Source organism: Microvirga sesbaniae (assembly GCF_025460805.1).
GTDB classification, from domain to species: domain Bacteria; phylum Pseudomonadota; class Alphaproteobacteria; order Rhizobiales; family Beijerinckiaceae; genus Microvirga; species Microvirga sesbaniae.
Genome location: NZ_JAMXFJ010000015.1, coordinates 95208 through 112976 on the forward strand (window position 1 = coordinate 95208; position 17769 = coordinate 112976).

A 17769-nucleotide genomic window follows, 5' to 3' on the forward strand; every position below is an offset into this window, starting at 1 on the left:
GCTCGTCCCGCGGGTCTCGATCCTTTGGACCGCCGCGCTTTTTTCGTATCGGGATGGCCGGCACAAGGCCGGCCATGACGTGGGTGGGTCGTGGGAAGGGGCGCGCCAAGGCGATGGTCACCCTCTCCCCGTCATCACCGGCCCTGTGCCGGTGATCCCGATCATGAGAAGCGCCGCGCCTCACCGCATCGGGATGGCCGGGACAAGCCCGGCCATGACGGGATCGACGGAGAGGCCGGCGAGCGCCTCGGGGCTCAGGAAGTCCCTGTAGGATTCGCGCCACGCCTGGACGTGGACCCGGGCGATGCCGTCCACATCCCCCTCGACCGCATCGCGGATGAGGATGCTCATTCGGCGGCTTCCCGGATCTTCTCCCGGAACGGATCGGCCGGATAGACCCCGAGGATGCGCAGCTCGCGGGAGAAGAACTCCAGTTCCTCTAGGGCGCGCTTGAGGTTCGTCTCCTCGGGATGGCCGTCGACCTCGGCATAGAACTGGGTCGCCAGGAACTCGCCCTCGAGCATGTAGCTCTCGAGCTTCGTCATGTTGATGCCGTTGGTGGCGAAGCCGCCCAGCGCCTTGTAGAGCGCCGCCGGCAGGTTGCGGACCCGGAAGACGAACGACGTGACCGTCGGCCCCTGCCCGACGGGCGCCCATTGCGGGGTCTTCGACAGGACGACGAACCGGGTGGTGTTGTGGGCCTCGTCCTCCACGTTTTCCGCCAGGATCTTCAGGCCGTAGATCTCGGCCGCCATGCGGGGCGAGAGCGACGCCCGGCTCGGGTCCTTCCACTCGGAGACCTCCCGGGCCGAGCCCGCCGTGTCGCCGGCCACGTGCGCCTTCAAGCCGAGCTTGCGGATGATCTTGCGACACTGGCCCAGCGCATGGACGTGGCTGTAGACCTCCTTGACCGTGCCGAGATCCGCACCCGGGATCGCCATGAGGTGGAAGTGGATCGGCAGGAAGTGCTCGCCGACGATATGCAGCCCGGAGGTCGGCAGCATATGGTGGATGTCGGCCACGCGCCCGGCGATCGAGTTCTCGATCGGGATCATGGCGAGGCCCGCCGGGCCTTCGTTGACGGCCGCCAGGGCGTCCTCGAAGGTCGGGCACGGGAGAGGCTCCCAGTCGGGACGCGCTTCCGAGCAGGCCGTGTGGGAATTGGCGCCGAGTTCACCCTGGAAAGAAATCAGCTTGCTCATGATGGTCTCCTAGCGCCTCGTGCGGAACAAAACGGGCCCGGTTTTCGCTGACGCGGAAACCACCTTTGGGTCCGAGGTCCTGGATGCGAGGATCTCGCGCGCCCTGTCGAGATCGTGCGGGGTATCGACGCCCAGCGGCACGTCGTCGACCACCACGGCGTCGATGCGCATGCCGGCCTCGAGCGCCCGCAGCTGTTCCAGCTTCTCACGGGTCTCCAGGGGCGACGGCTTCAGGCCGACGAAGCGCTGAAGCGCCCTGCGGCGATAGGCGTAGAGGCCGATGTGGTGATAGAGCGGACCGTCGCCGTACGGCGCCGTCGCCCGGGTGAAGTAGAGAGCGCGGAAGCGGCCGGCGGAGAGGGGGCTTCCCACCATCTTGACCACGTTGGGGTTGGTTCTCTCCTCCTCGCGCCCGATGACGGCCACGAGGGTGGCGATGTCGACCGCCGGATCCGCGAGCGGCCCGATGGAGGCCGCGATGGCGGCCGGGTCGATGGTCGGCAGGTCGCCCTGGACGTTCACGATCACGTCGTGCCGTCCCTCCGGGTCGAGCTTTTCCACAGCCTCGAAGATGCGGTCGGACCCGGACGCGTGATCGGCCCGGGTCATGACCGCCTGCCCGCCTGCCCGGGCGACCGCCTCGGCGATCTCGGACGCATCCGTCGCCACCGCGACCGGTCCGATCCCGGCCTCCACGGCGCGGCGCCAGACATGGACGATCATGGGCTCGCCGGCGATCTCGGCCAGGGGCTTGTTCGGCAGCCGGGTCGCGGCCAGGCGGGCGGGGATGAGGACGAGGGGATCGGACATGGTGCGGTCTTCGAGGAAACTGCGCGTCCTTAGAACATCGGACCCGAAAGGGGAAGGCAGGGACCGTTTGTCCCGGGCCGAAACCGGATCTTCGGTCGGCCTCGGGCGTTTGCGCCCCGTGCTGCGACCACGAGGGCGGCGAAAACTCCTGGAAACCCCATTGTCAAAACCCCATCTCTACGGCTAAGCAACGGCCCTGTCGCGGGCACCCGCCCGCGGATCCGTTCTGCTGCGCTGATTTCGCCGGTGTACGAAGGCGAGGAGAGCCTAACTGATGAATATCGAGACCAATAAGATCGCGGGCGCCGTTTTCGGTTCGCTTCTCTTCGTGGTCGGCGTCAACGTTATCGCCGGCGGCCTGTTTGCTCCCCATAAGCCCGCTGTCCCCGGTTACGACCTCCCGGCTCCCGAAGAGACGGCCGCCGCCGGCGGCGGCGCTCCCGCCGAGCCGGCGCAGCCGCTTCCGGTCCTTCTGGCCAGCGCCGATCCGGCCAAGGGCCAGGCCCAGTCCAAGAAGTGCGCCGCCTGCCACACCCTGGACAAGGGCGGCCCGAACAAGGTCGGCCCGAACCTTTACGGCGTCGTCGGACGCCCGGTCGCCTCGCACGAGGGCTTCAACTACTCGGCCGGCATGAAGGCCCATGGCGGCAACTGGACCTACGAGGCCCTGGACGCCTTCGTCCACAACCCGAAGCAGGCGACGCCCGGCACCATCATGGCCTTCGCGGGTCTCGCCGGCGCCAAGGACCGGGCGGATCTGCTGGTCTACCTGCGCACGCTGTCCGACAGCCCGGTTCCGCTGCCGGCCGCTCAGTAAGACCGCTCAGTAAGATTCTTGCACCCATCACATTTCGGAAAGCCGGGCCTCACGCCCGGCTTTTTCTTTGGCCTCAGGGGTTTTGCGGGTTATCCCTTGCGCTCGCCCCGTTGCGCACAAAATCTAACGGGACGACAGACGCCTCACCCTTCAGGAGACGCCGTGTGATCCGCACCCTGCTGCCGAGCTTCCTGGCTGCCTGCCTCGCCTTCACGCCCCTTGCAGCCCAGGACGCCCCATGGCGGCACGGAGCGGCTCTGCTCGACGAGCCCAAATACCCGCAAGGCTTCGCGCATTTCGATTACGTCAACCCGAATGCCCCGAAGGGCGGCCTGGTGCGCCTGGGCGCGCTCGGCACCTTCGACAGCTTCAATATCGTGGTCGCCGGCGTGAAGGGCTCGCCCGAACAGGGGCTCGGCCTCGTCTATGAGACCCTGACCACGTCCGCCCTCGACGAGGCGAACGCCGCCTACGGGCTGCTCGCCGAATCCTTCTCCTCTCCCGAGGATTATTCGTCCGTCAGCTTCCGGCTGCGGCCGGAGGCGCGCTGGCACGACGGCAAGCCCGTGACGGCGGACGACGTGATCTTCTCGTTCGAGAGCCTGAAGGCCAACAGCCCGACCTATGCCTTCTATTATGCCAACGTGACGAAGGCCGAGAAGGTGAGCGACCGCGAGGTCCGCTTCACCTTCGACGAGAAGGGCAACCGCGAATTGCCGCAGATCATGGGGCAGCTGACGGTCCTGCCGAAGCACTGGTGGGAAGGCACCGCCCCGGACGGGCGCAAGCGCGACGTGACCCAGACCATGCTGGAGCCGCCCCTCGGCTCCGGCCCCTATCGGCTCAAGAGCTTCGAGCCCGGCCGCAATGCATCCTACGAGCGCGTGAAGGATTATTGGGGCGAGAGGATCAACGTGAATGTGGGGCAGAACAACTTCGACGAGATCCGCTACGAGTATTACCGGGATGCGACGGTGCTGCTCGAAGCCTTCAAGGCCGACCGCCTCGACTTTCGCACGGAGAACAGCGCGCGCAACTGGGCGACCGGTTACGATTTTCCGGCGCGCCAGGAAGGCCGCGTGATCCTGGAGGAGTTCCCGTTCCGCGCCACGGGCGTGATGCAGGCCTTCGTGCTCAACATGCGGCGCGACAAGTTCAAGGATCAGCGCGTCCGTCGTGCCTTCAACCTCGCCTTCCCGTTCGAGGAACTGAACAAGACGATCTTCTACGGCCTCTACGAGCGGCCCTCGAGCTATTTCTACGGGCTCGATCTCGCGTCGTCCGGACTGCCTGAAGGCAAGGAGCGGGAGATCCTCGAGAGCGTCCGCGACAAGGTCCCGGCCTCCGTCTTCACGACGCCGTACACGAACCCTGTCAACGACTCGCCCGAGACGATCCGCAACAACCTGCGCGAGGCCGACCGTCTCCTCAAGGAGGCCGGCTGGGAGATCAAGAACGGCCGCCGCGTCAATGCGAAAGGCGAGGTCCTGACCGTGGAGCTGCTCAGCAGCAGCCCCAACGAGGAACGGGTGTTCCTGCCCTACAAGGCGTCCCTGGACCGCCTCGGCATCGCGGCCTCGGTGCGCACCATCGACGACGTGCAGTACACGAACCGCACCCGGTCCTTCGACTTCGACATCGCCACCGGCCTCTGGCCGCAATCGCTCTCGCCCGGCAACGAGCAACGCGAGTTCTGGGGCTCGCAGGCGGCGGCGCGCGACGGCTCGCGCAACCTCGCCGGCATCGCCGATCCCGGCGTGGATGCGCTCATCGACAGGGTCATCTTCGCCAAGAACCGCGACGAGCTCGTCGCCGCCACCAAGGCTCTCGACCGCGTCCTTCTCGCCCACGATTACGTGGTCCCACAATGGACATCGCTGAAGCAGCGCACGGCGCGCTGGAACCGCTACAGCCATCCCGACACCATGCCGCGCTTCGGCGGCGCCGCGTTCCCGACCATCTGGTGGTATGACGAAGCGAAGGCCGCCAAGACGGGAGCTCCGCGATGAGAACGATCACCCGCCGCCTCATCCTCAAGACGGGAGCGGCAGGCGCCGCCCTTTCATTGCTGCCGCGCATCGGCCTGGCGCAGGAAGGCGAGACGGAGACGCACGGGCTCTCGAGCTTCGGCGAGCTGAAGCAGGCGCCGGACTTCAAGCATTTCGACTACGTGAACCCCGCCGCCCCCAAGGGCGGCACGTTGGCGATCCAGATCAAGCAGACCACCGGCAATCAGAATTTCGACACCTTCAACACCCTCAATGTCTTCGTGCTGCGAGGCGACGGCGCGGCCGGGATGACCGGGACGTTCGACACCCTGATGGCCGGTTCGGCCGATGAACCGGACGCGCTTTACGGGCTCGTGGCGAAGAGCGTCCGCATCTCCGACGACAAGCTCACCTACCGCTTCGTCCTGCGACCCGAGGCGCGCTTCCACGACGGCTCGAAGCTGACCGCGAGGGATGCGGCCTTCTCGCTCAACATCCTGAAGGCCAAGGGACATCCCGTCTTCAGCCAGCTCCTGGCCCAAATGGCGTCGGCCGAAGCGGAACCGGACGAGATCCTGCGTGTCCAGTTCACGCCGCAGCGCAGCCGCGACATCCATCTCATCGTGGCCGGCATGCCGATCTTCTCCGAGCGCTACTGGCAGGGCAAGGATTTCGAGGCCTCGACCCTGGAGGCGCCGCTCGGTTCCGGCCCCTACAAGGTCGGCCGCTTCGAGGTGGGCCGCTTCATCGAGTTCGAGCGTGTCCCGGATTACTGGGCCAAGGACCTGCCGGTGAATGTGGGGCAGAACAATTTCGACCGCATCCGGTACGAGTATTTCCGCGACCGCACGGTCGCGTTCGAGGCGTTCAAGAACGGCACGCTCAACTATCACGAGGAATACACCTCCCGCACCTGGACGACCGGATACGACTTTCCCGCCATGCGCGAAGGCCGGGTCAAGAAGGAAGAGATCTCGAACGATTCTCCTTCTGCCATCCAGGGCTGGTACTTCAACACGCGCCGCGAGGCCTTCAAGGACCCGCGCATCCGCGAGGCCATCGGTCTCGCGTTCGATTTCGAGTGGACGAACGCCAACATCATGTTCGGCCTCTACCGGCGCACCACATCGTTCTTCGAGAACAGCGACATGAAGGCCGTGGGCAAGCCCTCGCCGGAGGAACTCGCCCTGCTCGAGCCCTTCCGCGACAAGCTGCCGGCCTCGGTCTTCGCGGATCCCGTCGTTCCGCCGGTCTCCGACGGGTCCGGGCAGGACCGGCAGCTGCTGCGCCGGGCCGACGAGCTCCTGCGGCAGGCGGGCTGCAAGCGTGACGGCGGCGTGCTGAAGCTGCCGAACGGCCAGCCCTTCGCCATCGAGTTCCTCGATTTTCAGCCTTCGCTCCAGCCCCACACCCAGCCGTTCCAGAACAACCTGAAGCGCCTCGGCATCGATGCGCGCTCACGCATCGTGGATGCGGCCCAGTATCAGCAGCGCCTGAACGAGTACGATTTCGACATGACGAGCCGCGCCCTCGTCGGCTCCACGACGCCGGGCGACAGCCTGCGGACCGTCTACGGCTCCCAGTCCGCCAGGACCCCGGGCGCGCAGAATCTCGCCGGCATCGCCGATCCGGCCGTGGACGCGCTGATCGAGCGGATCGGCAACGCCCGGTCGCGTCAGGAGCTGAACATCGCCTGCCGTGCCCTGGACCGGGTCCTCCGTTCGGGCCATTATTGGGTGCCCATGTGGTACCGGGCCAGCGAGTGGCTGGCCTATTGGGACCAGTTCTCGCGCCCGCAGACCAAGCCCCGCTTCGCCTCGGGCGCGCCGGGGACCTGGTGGTACGACGCCGAGAAGGCGAAGCGGATCGGAAGAGGATAAGGCTTGGACGATACAGACGGCTGCACCGACCTCTCTCCTGGCCGCATCGGCCGACAATCCTAAAGGCACCTGATGCTGGCCTATATCGCACGCCGCATACTTCTCATGATCCCGACGATCCTCGGGATCATGCTCATCTCCTTCGTGCTGGTGCAGTTCGCGCCCGGCGGCCCTGTCGAGCGCATCATCGCGCAGCTTCAGGGCCAGGATTCCGGCGCCTCCTCGCGCATCTCCGGCGGCGGGAGCGATTTCGGCGCTCAGAGCCCCGGCGGGGTCGGCGCGGGCGATGCCTCGTCCTCGCGCTACCGCGGCGCCCAGGGGCTCGACCCGCAATTCATCAAGCAGCTCGAGGCGCAGTTCGGTTTCGACAAGCCGGCCTACGAACGCTTCCTGAAGATGCTGTGGGACTATGCCCGCTTCGATTTCGGCAAGAGCTATTTCCGTGACATCTCGGTCCTGGAGCTCATCAAGGAGAAGCTTCCGGTCTCGATCAGCCTGGGCCTGTGGATGACCCTTCTCTCCTATGCGATCTCCATTCCGCTGGGCATCAAGAAGGCCGTGCGGGACGGCTCCTCCTTCGATATCTGGACCTCCGCCATCGTCATCATCGGCTACGCCATTCCGGGCTTCCTCTTCGCGATCCTGCTGATCGTGCTCTTCGCCGGCGGCTCGTTCTGGCAGATCTTCCCCCTGCGGGGCCTCACGTCCGAGAACTGGGCCTTCATGCCCTGGTACAGCCAGATCGCCGATTACTTCTGGCACCTGGTGCTGCCGATCACCGCCATGGCGCTCGGCGCCTTCGCCACCTCGACGCTTCTCACCAAGAACTCGTTCCTCGACGAGATCCGCAAGCAATACGTGCTGACCGCCCGCATGAAGGGCCTGTCCGAGCGACAGGTGCTGTACGGCCACGTGTTCCGCAATGCGATGCTGATCGTCATCGCGGGCTTCCCGGGAGCCTTCATCGGCGCCTTCTTCGCCGGCGCGCTGCTCATCGAGACGATCTTCTCCCTCGACGGCCTCGGGCTCCTCTCCTTCGAGTCCATCGTGAACCGCGACTATCCGGTGGTGTTCGCCAACCTCTACATCTTCTCCCTGGTGGGCCTGGCAGTGAACCTGCTCTCGGACCTCACCTATACCTGGATCGATCCGCGGATCGACTTCGAGACCCGGGAGGCGTGAGATGAACGAGAACGTGCCCCTGGTCTCGCCGGCCTCCTCGCCGGTCGCCCCGCCCCTGCCGAAAGAGGGCTTCATCAGGCTCTCGCCGCTGAACCGGCGGCGGCTGCAGAACTTCAAGGCCAACCGGCGCGGCTACTGGTCGTTCTGGATCTTCCTGATCCTGTTCGGCTTGAGCCTCTTTGCGGAGCTGATCGCCAACGACAAGCCGATCCTCGCCTCCTACAAGGGCGAGCTGCTCTATCCGGCCTTCGTGGATTATCCGGAGGAGAAGTTCGGCGGCTTCCTGGCGCAGACCGATTACCGCGATCCGGTCATCGCCAAGGAGATCCAGGAGAACGGCTGGCTGTTCTGGGCGCCGATCCGCTTCTCCTACAACACGCACAATCTCGACCTTCCCGTTCCAGCGCCGGCACCGCCCACCTGGATGCTCACCGACGCGCAATGCCGCCCCATCGCCGAGCGCACCGGCGGCACCGGTTGCCGCGACATCGAGTGGAACTGGCTCGGCACCGACGACCAGGGCCGCGACGTCGTCGCCCGCCTGATCTACGGCTTCCGTATCTCGGTTCTGTTCGGCCTCACGCTGGCCGGCATTTCATCCATCGTGGGCATTCTTGCCGGCGCCGTGCAGGGCTATTACGGCGGCTGGACCGACCTCCTGTTCCAGCGCTTCATCGAGATCTGGACGGCGATCCCGTCGCTCTATCTCCTGATCATCATCTCGGCCGTCATCACGCCGAGCTTCTTCGTGCTGCTCGGCATCCTGCTGCTGTTCTCCTGGGTGTCGCTGGTGGGCGTGGTGCGCGCCGAGTTCCTGCGGGCCAGGAACTTCGAATATGTGCGCGCCGCCCGGGCCCTGGGCCTGTCCAACGGCACCATCATGTTCAAGCACCTCCTGCCGAACGCCATGGTGGCGACCCTGACCTTCATGCCGTTCATCATCAACGGCTCGATCAGCACGCTCACCTCCCTCGACTTCCTCGGCTTCGGCCTGCCGCCCGGCTCGCCGTCCCTTGGCGAACTGCTCGCGCAGGGCAAGGCCAACCTTCAGGCGCCGTGGCTCGGCCTCGCCGGCTTCTTCGTGATCGCCATCATGCTCAGCCTCCTCATCTTCATCGGCGAAGCGGTGCGCGACGCCTTCGACCCGCGGAAGACGTTCCGATGACCGAGCCCCTCCTCTCCGTCCAGGACCTCTCCGTCGCGTTCCGCCAGGGCGCGGGCGACATGCTGGCGCTCGACCGGGTGTCGTTCGACGTCATGCCGGGCGAAACGGTGGCGCTGGTAGGCGAGTCCGGATCCGGCAAGTCCGTCACGGCTCTGTCGGCCCTCAAGCTCCTGCCCTACCCGTCCGCCCATCACCCGTCCGGCCGCATCCTGTTCAAGGGCAAGGACCTGATCGCCGCGGACGAGAACGAGATGCGCAAGGTCCGGGGCGACGACATCACCATGGTGTTCCAGGAGCCGATGACGTCGCTCAACCCGCTCCACACCATCGAGCGGCAGGTCGGCGAGATCCTCAAGCTTCATCGCGGCCTCTCCGACCGCCAAGCCCGCGCCCGCACGCTCGAGCTCCTCACCCTCGTGGGCATCCGCGACGCGGAAAGCCGCCTCGACGCCTATCCGCACCAGCTCTCCGGCGGCCAGCGCCAGCGCGTGATGATCGCCATGGCGCTCGCCAACGAACCCGACCTCTTCATCGCCGACGAGCCGACGACCGCGCTCGACGTGACGGTGCAGGCGCAGATCCTCAAACTGCTCGCCGAGCTGAAGAGCAGGCTCAACATGTCGATGCTGTTCATCACGCACGATCTCGGCATCGTGCGAAAGGTGGCCGACCGCGTCTGCGTGATGCTCAAAGGCAAGATCGTCGAGCAGGGCACGATTGCGGAAGTGTTCGGCAACCCGCAGCATCCCTACACGCAGAGGCTCCTGGCGGCCGAACCGAAAGGCCGCGCCAACCCGGTTCCGAACGACGCTCCGGTCATCGTCGAAGCCGGGCCGATCAAGGTCTGGTTCCCGATCAAGCGCGGCTTCTTCCAGAAGACCGTCGGTCACGTGAAAGCGGTCGACGGCGTATCCGTGCGGGTGCGCCGGGGCGAGACCGTCGGGGTGGTGGGCGAATCCGGCTCGGGCAAGACCACGCTCGGCCTCGCCATCCTGCGTCTCGTGCAGTCGGAAGGTCCGATCGTCTTCCTCGGCAACCGCATCGACGGCATGCGCGGAACGGCGATCCGCCCGATGCGCAAGGACCTGCAGGTGGTGTTCCAGGACCCCTACGGCTCCCTGTCGCCGCGGATGTCCGTGGCCGAGATCGTCGAGGAGGGCCTGCTCGTCCAGGACAAGGGGCTCTCCTACGCCCAGCGCCGCGAGATCGTCGCCAAGGCGCTTCAGGATGTCGGCCTCGACCCGTCGACCATGGACCGCTATCCGCACGAGTTCTCCGGCGGCCAGCGCCAGCGCATCGCCATCGCGCGCGCCATGGCGCTCGAACCGCAATTCATCATGCTCGACGAGCCGACCTCGGCCCTCGACATGTCCGTGCAGGCGCAGATCGTGGAGTTGCTGCGCGACCTCCAGAAGCGGCGCAATCTTGCCTACATGTTCATCAGCCACGATCTCAAGGTGGTGCGGGCGCTCGCGAACCATGTGGTGGTGATGCAGAACGGCAGGATCGTCGAGGAAGGATCGGCCGAGAGCATCTTCGCCGCGCCCCGCACCGATTACACCAAGGCGCTCTTCGCCGCCGCCTTCAATCTGGAGACGGCCGCCTCGAACGCCGTTCGAGAATAGGATTCAAACGTTCTCCGTCATGCATGCGCACCACCATTCAGGCGGCCATCATCACGGGCATTCCCATGCCCCTCAGGCCGGCCATGGACGCGCCTTCGCGATCGGGATCGCGCTCAACCTCGCCTTCGTGGCCATCGAGGCGGGCTACGGCTTCTGGGCCGATTCCATGGCCCTGCTCTCCGATGCCGGCCACAACCTGAGCGACGTGCTCGGCCTCGCCATCGCCTGGGGGGCGGCCCTGCTCGCACGTCGCGCGCCCACGGAGCGCTTCACCTACGGGCTGCGCTCGAGCTCCATCCTGGCCGCCCTGTTCAACGCGCTCCTCCTGCTGGTCGCGGTGGGCGGCATCGTGTGGGAATCCATCCAGAGGCTCATCGCGCCGACGCCGGTCGCGGCGGGCGCCATGATGATCGTGGCCGGAATCGGCATCGTGGTGAACGGGTTCACGGCCTTTCTCTTCATGGGCGGCCAGCACGACTTGAACATCCGCGGCGCATTCCTGCACATGGTGGCGGACGCGGCCGTGTCCCTCGGGGTCGTTCTCGGCGGCCTCGCGATCCTCTGGACCGGCGCCGACTGGATCGACCCGGCGCTCAGCCTCGTCATCGCGGCCGTCATCGTCTGGGGCACCTGGGGATTGCTGAAGCAGTCCCTGGCGCTGTCCCTTCACGGCGTGCCGCGCGGGATCGCCGTGCCCGATGTCCGGAATGCCCTGGAGGCCATGCCCGGGGTCGCCCGGGTCCATCACCTCCATGTCTGGGCGGTGAGCACCACCGAGACGGCGATGACGGCCCATCTCGTCATGCCCGGCGGGCACCCGGGCGACCGGTTCTTGGCCGAGGCGCAGCGGGAGCTGAAAGCCCATTTCGGCATCGGACATGCGACCCTGCAGATCGAGGTTCACCGGCCGGGCACCGACAATCACGGCCCGGAATGTCCGCTCGATGATCCTATCGAGGTCCATGGGGGGCACGATCATGAGGGGCACGATCATGGGGGGCACCCCCACCCTTAGAGAGCATCGCATCTTTCCCCGCGATGCCGTATCACTCGTGATTCTCGTGGCTTGAAGGACAGGACGACATGCCTCGCGCTCTTCTCATCGTGCTCGATTCGGTCGGTATCGGCGGAGCCGAGGATGCGGACGCCTATGGCGACGCCGGCGCCGACACGGTCGGGCACATCGCCGAGGCCTGCGCGGCCGGACGGGGCGACCAGGCCGGCCTGCGCGCGGGGCCGCTGCGGCTGCCGCACATGACGGCGCTCGGCCTCGGCCTCGCCTGCGAAGCCTCGACGGGGCGCATGCCGCCGAACCTCGCGCCCCAGGGCTCCCTCAAGGGTTCCTGGGGCTACGGCGTCGAGACCTCGAAGGGCAAGGACACGCCCTCGGGCCATTGGGAGATCGCGGGCGTTCCCGTCACCTTCGACTGGGGCTACTTCCCCGATACCGTCCCGACCTTCCCGGAGGAGCTGATCGCGGCGTTCATCGCGCGCGGCGCGCTACCGGGCATTCTCGGGAACAAGCACGCCTCCGGCACCGCCATCATCGACGAGTTCGGCGCCGAGCACATGCGCACCGGCAAGCCGATCTTCTACACCTCCGTCGACAGCGTGCTGCAGATCGCCGCCCACGAGGAAACCTTCGGGCTGGAGCGGCTCTACGAGCTCTGCCGGATCGGGCGCGAGCTCTGCGACCCCTACAAGATCGGCCGCGTGATCGCCCGGCCCTTCGTCGGATCGTCGGAAGCGGGCTTCAGGCGCACCGGCAACCGCAAGGACTTCGCCACGCCGCCGCCGGCCGACACCATCCTCGACACATTGACGAAGGCCGGGCGCCCGGTGGTCACGGTCGGCAAGATCGGCGACATCTTCGCCCATCGCGGCACCGGCCGGGAGGTCAAGCCCAACGGCAACGACGCCTGCCTGTCCGCCGCCATCGCGGCGATCAAGGACCTGCCGGACGGCGGCTTCGTCTTCGCCAACCTGGTCGATTTCGACAGCGAGTTCGGCCACCGCCGCGACATCCCGGGCTATGCCGCCGCCCTCGAGGCCTTCGACCGGCGCATCCCGGAGATCGAGGCCGCTCTCAAGGACGGCGACCTCGTGGTCATCACCGCCGACCACGGCAACGATCCCTCCTGGCGGGGCTCCGACCACACCCGCGAGCACGTGCCGATCCTGAGCTTCGGGACGGGCGTGCCCCAGGGCCCGATCGGCCGGCGGGAGAGCTTTGCCGATATCGGCGCGAGCGTGCTGGCCCATCTGGGCGTGCCGCGTGCCGGCAAAGGCACCCCATGGCTCTGATCCGGCGCGTCATGGCCGGCCCCGGACTCGATCCGGGATCGGTCCAGCCCATCCCGATCCGGTGAATCGCGGCGCTTCTCGCATCGGGATCACCGGCACGAGGCCGGTGACCACGGATGAACAGCGGCATCGGTCCTCGGGAAAGGCCAAGCTGCCGCACCTTCGCCTGCCGCCATTGACGGCACCGAAACTTTGGATCAGTCTGCCAAGGATCGTATGGAGGCTCTCCGACGATCGGTCGAGGGAGTCTTCCCGTTTTTGCGTGGAAGATCGTTCATGACCTCGCCTAACCGCTCGACCCATATCCGGCTCACCTCCCATCCCGAGCCGAACGCTGGCACCATCAAGCATCCGATCAAGTGGGGGGCGACAGATCCCCGGGAGCGCGGCCCGATCATCGGAACCGTGACCAATCCGGCCGACCGCAACGTGATCGGCGCCCATGGCGGCTCCTATTCGCTCTACCGGGCGCTCGCCATCTCGGCCCGGGCGCTCAATCCTCTGGCGCGGCCCGATCTTCACAACACGCACCCGACCGCCGAGATCGGCCCGCATCCGCAATGGTCGGAGCCGGGCCGGATCGTGTCCCTCGACCCCTGGGGCCATCTGGTCGGCGAGGTCTACAAGGACGAGATCGCCGGCGGGCTCGACATCCGCCCGAGCATCGCGGTCACCAAGGCGCGGCTCAACATGCCCGAGATCCTCGGCGCCATGGGGGCGAAGCGCCTCAAGGCCGACGGTGGCTTCCTGCACGAATCCGGCGACATCTCGGTCACGAAGATCGCGGTCGATCCGGTCTGGTACCTGCCCGGCATCGCGCAGCGCTTCGGCTGCTCCGAGGGCGAGTTGCGCCGCACCCTGTTCGAGCAGACCGGCGGCATGTTCCCGGAACTCGTCACCCGGCCCGACATGAGCGTGTTCCTGCCGCCCATCGGCAACATCACGGTCTACGTGGTCGGCGACGTGTCGCGCCTGAGCGACCCGAAGACCCGCATCGCCTGCCGGGTCCACGACGAATGCAACGGCTCGGACGTGTTCGGATCCGACATCTGCACCTGCCGGCCCTACCTCGTGCACGGCATCGAGGAATGCGTGCGGGAAGCGCAGGAGGGCGGCGTCGGCGTGATCGCCTATAACCGCAAGGAAGGCCGGGCACTCGGCGAGGTCACCAAGTTCCTCGTCTACAATGCCCGCAAGCGGCAGGAAGGCGGCGACCAGGCCTCCACCTATTTCGAACGCACGGAATGCGTGGCCGGCGTCCAGGATGCGCGCTTCCAGCAGCTGATGCCGGACGTTCTGCACTGGCTCGGCATTCGGCGCATCGACCGGCTCATGTCCATGTCGAACATGAAATACGACGCCATCACCGGATCGGGCATCGAGGTGGTCGAGCGCGTGCCGATCCCGGCCGAGCTGGTGCCGCCGGACGCGCAGGTGGAACTGGAGGCCAAGAAGGCCGCCGGCTATTACACGCCCGACGGCGCGCCGGATGCATCGGAACTCGAGCGCGTGAAGGGCCGCGATCTGGAGCGGTTCTGACGCCGGCATCTTAACCTTCTCGTCAAACGGTCGCGCGCCGGGATGCTGCGCGGCCGAAAGACTATGCTATCGCTCCCGACCCGAGAGCACCGGAGCCCTGCGTGACGGACCAGCCTGACCTGTCTTCAGAGACCAAAGCCGCCCGAAGCCTGCTGACCGCCGCCGCGGTGCGCGACCGCTCGCACCAGCTCCTGCGAGCCGGGCTCGAGGGACGCCTCGATCATTTCACGGTCGATCTCGGCCGGCTCGAACCCTGCGCCGACGAGGTCGTGGCGACGATCCGCGACGCCTACCCGTCCCTCGACATTCCCTTCCACGCCCGCTGGCGCCATTTCGCCGCCGGCGGCCACGAGCGCTGGGATGCGGTGATGCACGGCGCTCCCTGGGAAACCGCCGCCGACATGGCCCGCTCGGCCTTCGACCTCGCCATCGTGTCCGTCCTGCTCGACGCAGGCGCGGGCGCGCAATGGCGCTACGAGGAGGGCCGCACGGGCGAGACCTATATCCGTTCCGAAGGCCTCGCGGTGGCGAGCTTCGACCTGTTCGTGAGCGGTGCCTTCTCCAGCAGGCCGGAAGATCCGTTCCGCGTGGATGCGGACGTGCTGATGACCCTCACGGCCGAGGATCTGGCGGAAGGCTTCCAGGTCTCGGGTGACAATCCGCTGGTCGGGCTCGAAGGCCGCGCCGCCCTGCTCAACCGCCTGGGCCGCGTCGTCGCGACGAACCCGGACATCTTCGGGCAGGTCGACGATCCGAGGCCCGGCGGGCTGTTCGACGTGATCGCGGCGACCGCCGAGAACGACGAGATCAGGGCCACATCCATTCTCGAGGCGCTGCTCACCCATCTCGGACCGATCTGGCCGGGACGGATCAGCCTGGGCGGGATCGATCTCGGCGACACCTGGCGCCATCCCCTGGTGGAGGCGCCGGATGCCACGAACGGATTGATCCCGTTCCACAAGCTGTCCCAGTGGCTGTCCTATTCGCTGATCGAGCCGCTCGAATGGGCGAGCTTCACGGTCGTCGACATCGATGGCCTCACGGGCCTGCCCGAATACCGCAATGGCGGCCTCTTCCTCGACACGGGCGTGATCGCCCTGAAGGATCCGGCCGATGCCGACCGCTCCCACGCGGTGGATTCCAGGCTCGTGGTGGAATGGCGGGCCTTGACCGTCGCTCTTCTCGACCGCATTGCCGAACCCATCCGGGCGAAGCTAGGATTCGCCGCGGGAGATTTTCCCCTGGCCAAGGTGCTGGAAGGCGGCACCTGGGCGACGGGGCGGAGACTGGCGAAGGAGAAGCGCGGCGACGGCTCGCCCCCTCTCAGCGTGATCAGTGACGGGACAGTGTTTTAGATGAATCAGCAGACGACGATCAAAGAGGGAAAAAGCATGCAGGGCGTCACGGTGGTCGATCATCCGCTGGTTCAGCACAAGCTGACCCTGATGCGGGACAGGGAGCGCTCGACGAAGGGCTTCCGCCAGCTCCTCAACGAAATCGGCATGCTGCTCTGCTACGAGGTCACCCGAGACCTGCCCATGGAGCGCATCCAGATCGAGACGCCGCTCACCACCATGGAAGGCGCGCAGATCGCCGGCAAGAAGCTCGTTTTCGCCCCCATCCTGCGCGCGGGCGTCGGCTTCCTCGACGGCATGCTCACCCTGGTTCCCGCCGCCCGCGTCGCCCATATCGGCCTCTACCGTGATCCGGAATCGCTCCAGGCGGTGGAATACTACTTCAAGGCTCCCAGCGACCTCGCCGACCGCATGGTGCTGGTGCTCGACCCGATGCTGGCGACGGCCAACTCCGCGGTGGCGGCCATCGACCGGCTGAAGGAGCGCGGCGCCAAGGACCTGCGCTTCGTCTGCCTGCTCGCGGCGCCGGAGGGCATCGAGAAGCTGCGCGGCGCGCATCCGGACGTGCATATCTGGACCGCGTCCATCGACGAGCGGCTGAACGATCACGGCTACATCGTGCCGGGCCTCGGCGATGCCGGCGACCGGATGTACGGAACGCGCTAATCAAGGATCGTCCATCTTGCGCTTCATCGTCGCCGATTGGGGAACGACCCGCTTTCGTGGCTATCTGATCGAGGACGAGACCATTCTCGATCAGGTCTCGTCGAACGAGGGCGTCTCGGCCCTCCGACAAGGCCAGCACCGGGACGTGTTCCTGCGCCAGTGCGGGCATTGGCTGAAGGCCGAGCCGGATGCGCCGGTGCTGCTCGTCGGCATGGTGGGAAGCCGCGAGGGCTGGGTCGAGGCGCCTTATGCCACCTGCCCGGCCGGCCCGGCCGAGATCGCCCGGGCGCTCGTGCCGGTGGATCTGGAGAACGGCCGCCGGGGCTATATCATTCCCGGCCTGTTCTGCGAGCCCGCTCCCGGCGCCGCCGACGTGATGCGCGGCGAGGAGACGCTGGTCCTCGGCGCCGGAATCGAGAACGGGTTGATCTGCTCGGCGGGCACCCACCCGAAATGGATCGAGATGAGGGACGGGCGCATCGAGCGTTTCGCCACCTATATGACCGGCGAGATGTACGCTCTCCTGCGCGAGCACTCCATGATCGGTCGACCGGCCACCGCGCCGGAAGACCCGGCAGGCTTCGACATCGGCCTGGATGCCGCCGAGCGCAACAGCGGCGCGAACAGGGTCGGCCTGCTCCACCTCCTGTTCAGCGCCCGCGCCTCCGTGGTGTCGGGGCGGATGAACAGCAACCTCCTGGCGCCTTATCTCTCCGGTTTGCTGACCGGCGACGAGATCAACGGCGCGCTGGCGCAGTTCGGCCGCCCCGCCTCCGTGACGATCCTGGCCGCGCCGGAGCGCGCCGAGCTCTACGCCCACGCGCTCAAGCGGCACGGCATCGAGACGAGGACCAAGGACACGCAGCAGGCCCTCATCGCCGGCCTGGCCCGGATCGTGCGCCAGCACGCCCTGGGGTGACGCTTCCGATCGTCCCGGACAGGGATCCTGCCCCCTTGCGGCGGCATGAAGGGTGGAGGCCGCACGGTCGGAGCGATGTGCTTGCAGGATTCCCGGCCAATCGTTCCCCCGCGTCATCACCGGCCTTGCGCCGGTGATCCCGATGCGGAAAGGCGCCGAGCCCCAGCGGATCGGGATGGCCTGGGCAAGCCCGGCCATGACGGGACGGGTGTGACGGGCTGGTCTCACCCGGTTACGCCGCTCCCGTGCCTGGCGCTCACCCACGAAGGCGTCAGAAGCCCTCCGGGGTGACACGGGTCGCTTCCACACTTAAAACC

At 66.9% G+C, this 17769-nt stretch carries 15 protein-coding genes; 12 read left to right on the forward strand and 3 right to left on the reverse strand.

Annotated elements, in window-relative coordinates:
• Nucleotides 1–180 precede the first annotated feature (180 nt).
• Genes OCW50_RS19945 through OCW50_RS19955 form a run of 3 tightly spaced genes read right to left on the reverse strand, consistent with a single transcriptional unit; the run spans nucleotide 181 to nucleotide 2012 of the window.
• A complete protein-coding gene (locus OCW50_RS19945; protein ID WP_262298683.1) occupies nucleotides 181–351 on the reverse strand; it encodes a hypothetical protein in 171 nt (56 codons plus the stop codon).
• Nucleotides 348–1202 (reverse strand): prephenate dehydratase, encoded by an 855-nt coding sequence (locus OCW50_RS19950; protein WP_373371475.1) that lies wholly within the window; start codon nucleotides 1200–1202, stop codon nucleotides 348–350. Before OCW50_RS19950 ends, OCW50_RS19945 begins: the two co-directional genes overlap by 4 nt.
• Nucleotides 1203–1211: 9 nt before the next feature.
• Entirely contained in the window at nucleotides 1212–2012 is an 801-nt protein-coding gene (locus OCW50_RS19955) for a 3-deoxy-manno-octulosonate cytidylyltransferase (RefSeq protein WP_262298684.1), read from the reverse strand.
• A 274-nt stretch (nucleotides 2013–2286) separates the two neighbouring features.
• Here OCW50_RS19955 and OCW50_RS19960 point away from each other — a divergent pair, with 274 nt between their 5' ends.
• The 12 genes from OCW50_RS19960 to OCW50_RS20015 all read left to right on the forward strand — a co-directional run bounded on the left by OCW50_RS19960 (nucleotide 2287) and on the right by OCW50_RS20015 (nucleotide 17452).
• On the forward strand, nucleotides 2287–2829 hold the full coding sequence (locus tag OCW50_RS19960; RefSeq protein WP_262298685.1) for a c-type cytochrome: 543 nt from the start codon (nucleotides 2287–2289) through the stop codon (nucleotides 2827–2829).
• Between the two features lie 164 nt (nucleotides 2830–2993).
• Entirely contained in the window at nucleotides 2994–4838 is a 1845-nt protein-coding gene (locus OCW50_RS19965; protein ID WP_262298686.1) for an extracellular solute-binding protein, read from the forward strand.
• Nucleotides 4835–6697 (forward strand): extracellular solute-binding protein, encoded by a 1863-nt coding sequence (locus OCW50_RS19970; protein WP_262298687.1) that lies wholly within the window; start codon nucleotides 4835–4837, stop codon nucleotides 6695–6697. The genes OCW50_RS19965 and OCW50_RS19970 overlap by 4 nt, the downstream gene beginning before the upstream one ends.
• Before the next feature lie 72 nt (nucleotides 6698–6769).
• A complete protein-coding gene (locus tag OCW50_RS19975; protein WP_262270687.1) occupies nucleotides 6770–7879 on the forward strand; it encodes a microcin C ABC transporter permease YejB in 1110 nt (369 codons plus the stop codon).
• A gap of 1 nt (nucleotide 7880) precedes the next feature.
• Entirely contained in the window at nucleotides 7881–9044 is a 1164-nt protein-coding gene (locus tag OCW50_RS19980) for an ABC transporter permease (protein WP_262298688.1), read from the forward strand.
• Nucleotides 9041–10669, forward strand: a complete 1629-nt coding sequence (locus OCW50_RS19985; protein WP_262298689.1) for an ABC transporter ATP-binding protein — start codon at nucleotides 9041–9043, stop codon at nucleotides 10667–10669. Before OCW50_RS19980 ends, OCW50_RS19985 begins: the two co-directional genes overlap by 4 nt.
• Before the next feature lie 19 nt (nucleotides 10670–10688).
• Nucleotides 10689–11684 carry a cation diffusion facilitator family transporter gene (locus OCW50_RS19990; RefSeq protein WP_262298690.1) on the forward strand — a complete coding sequence of 332 codons (996 nt, stop codon included), beginning with the start codon at nucleotides 10689–10691 and terminating at the stop codon, nucleotides 11682–11684.
• A 68-nt stretch (nucleotides 11685–11752) separates the two neighbouring features.
• The gene (locus tag OCW50_RS19995) at nucleotides 11753–12973 is read left to right on the forward strand and encodes a phosphopentomutase (RefSeq protein ID WP_262298691.1); all 1221 of its coding nucleotides are present in this window, start codon (nucleotides 11753–11755) and stop codon (nucleotides 12971–12973) included.
• 276 nt (nucleotides 12974–13249) lie between these two features.
• Nucleotides 13250–14512, forward strand: coding sequence for a GTP cyclohydrolase II (locus tag OCW50_RS20000; RefSeq protein ID WP_262270682.1), 1263 nt, complete (start codon nucleotides 13250–13252; stop codon nucleotides 14510–14512).
• Between the two features lie 101 nt (nucleotides 14513–14613).
• The gene (locus tag OCW50_RS20005) at nucleotides 14614–15867 is read left to right on the forward strand and encodes a URC4/urg3 family protein (RefSeq protein WP_262298692.1); all 1254 of its coding nucleotides are present in this window, start codon (nucleotides 14614–14616) and stop codon (nucleotides 15865–15867) included.
• Between the two features lie 36 nt (nucleotides 15868–15903).
• Nucleotides 15904–16533, forward strand: coding sequence for a uracil phosphoribosyltransferase (gene upp / locus OCW50_RS20010; RefSeq protein WP_262270693.1), 630 nt, complete (start codon nucleotides 15904–15906; stop codon nucleotides 16531–16533).
• Between the two features lie 16 nt (nucleotides 16534–16549).
• Complete coding sequence (locus tag OCW50_RS20015) at nucleotides 16550–17452, forward strand: 2-dehydro-3-deoxygalactonokinase (RefSeq protein ID WP_262298693.1); 903 nt, start codon at nucleotides 16550–16552, stop codon at nucleotides 17450–17452.
• Nucleotides 17453–17769: the final 317 nt, after the last annotated feature.

Coding starts and splice junctions, on each gene's coding strand:
- OCW50_RS19955 (WP_262298684.1), bottom strand. CDS start 2,012: ATGTCCGATCCCCTCGTCCTCATCCCCGCCCGCCTGGCCGCGACCCGG.
- OCW50_RS19990 (WP_262298690.1), top strand. CDS start 10,689: ATGCATGCGCACCACCATTCAGGCGGCCATCATCACGGGCATTCCCAT.
- OCW50_RS19945 (WP_262298683.1), bottom strand. CDS start 351: ATGAGCATCCTCATCCGCGATGCGGTCGAGGGGGATGTGGACGGCATC.
- OCW50_RS19970 (WP_262298687.1), top strand. CDS start 4,835: ATGAGAACGATCACCCGCCGCCTCATCCTCAAGACGGGAGCGGCAGGC.
- OCW50_RS19985 (WP_262298689.1), top strand. CDS start 9,041: ATGACCGAGCCCCTCCTCTCCGTCCAGGACCTCTCCGTCGCGTTCCGC.
- upp (WP_262270693.1), top strand. CDS start 15,904: ATGCAGGGCGTCACGGTGGTCGATCATCCGCTGGTTCAGCACAAGCTG.
- OCW50_RS19950 (WP_373371475.1), bottom strand. CDS start 1,202: ATGAGCAAGCTGATTTCTTTCCAGGGTGAACTCGGCGCCAATTCCCAC.
- OCW50_RS19995 (WP_262298691.1), top strand. CDS start 11,753: ATGCCTCGCGCTCTTCTCATCGTGCTCGATTCGGTCGGTATCGGCGGA.
- OCW50_RS19975 (WP_262270687.1), top strand. CDS start 6,770: ATGCTGGCCTATATCGCACGCCGCATACTTCTCATGATCCCGACGATC.
- OCW50_RS19980 (WP_262298688.1), top strand. CDS start 7,881: ATGAACGAGAACGTGCCCCTGGTCTCGCCGGCCTCCTCGCCGGTCGCC.
- OCW50_RS19960 (WP_262298685.1), top strand. CDS start 2,287: ATGAATATCGAGACCAATAAGATCGCGGGCGCCGTTTTCGGTTCGCTT.
- OCW50_RS20000 (WP_262270682.1), top strand. CDS start 13,250: ATGACCTCGCCTAACCGCTCGACCCATATCCGGCTCACCTCCCATCCC.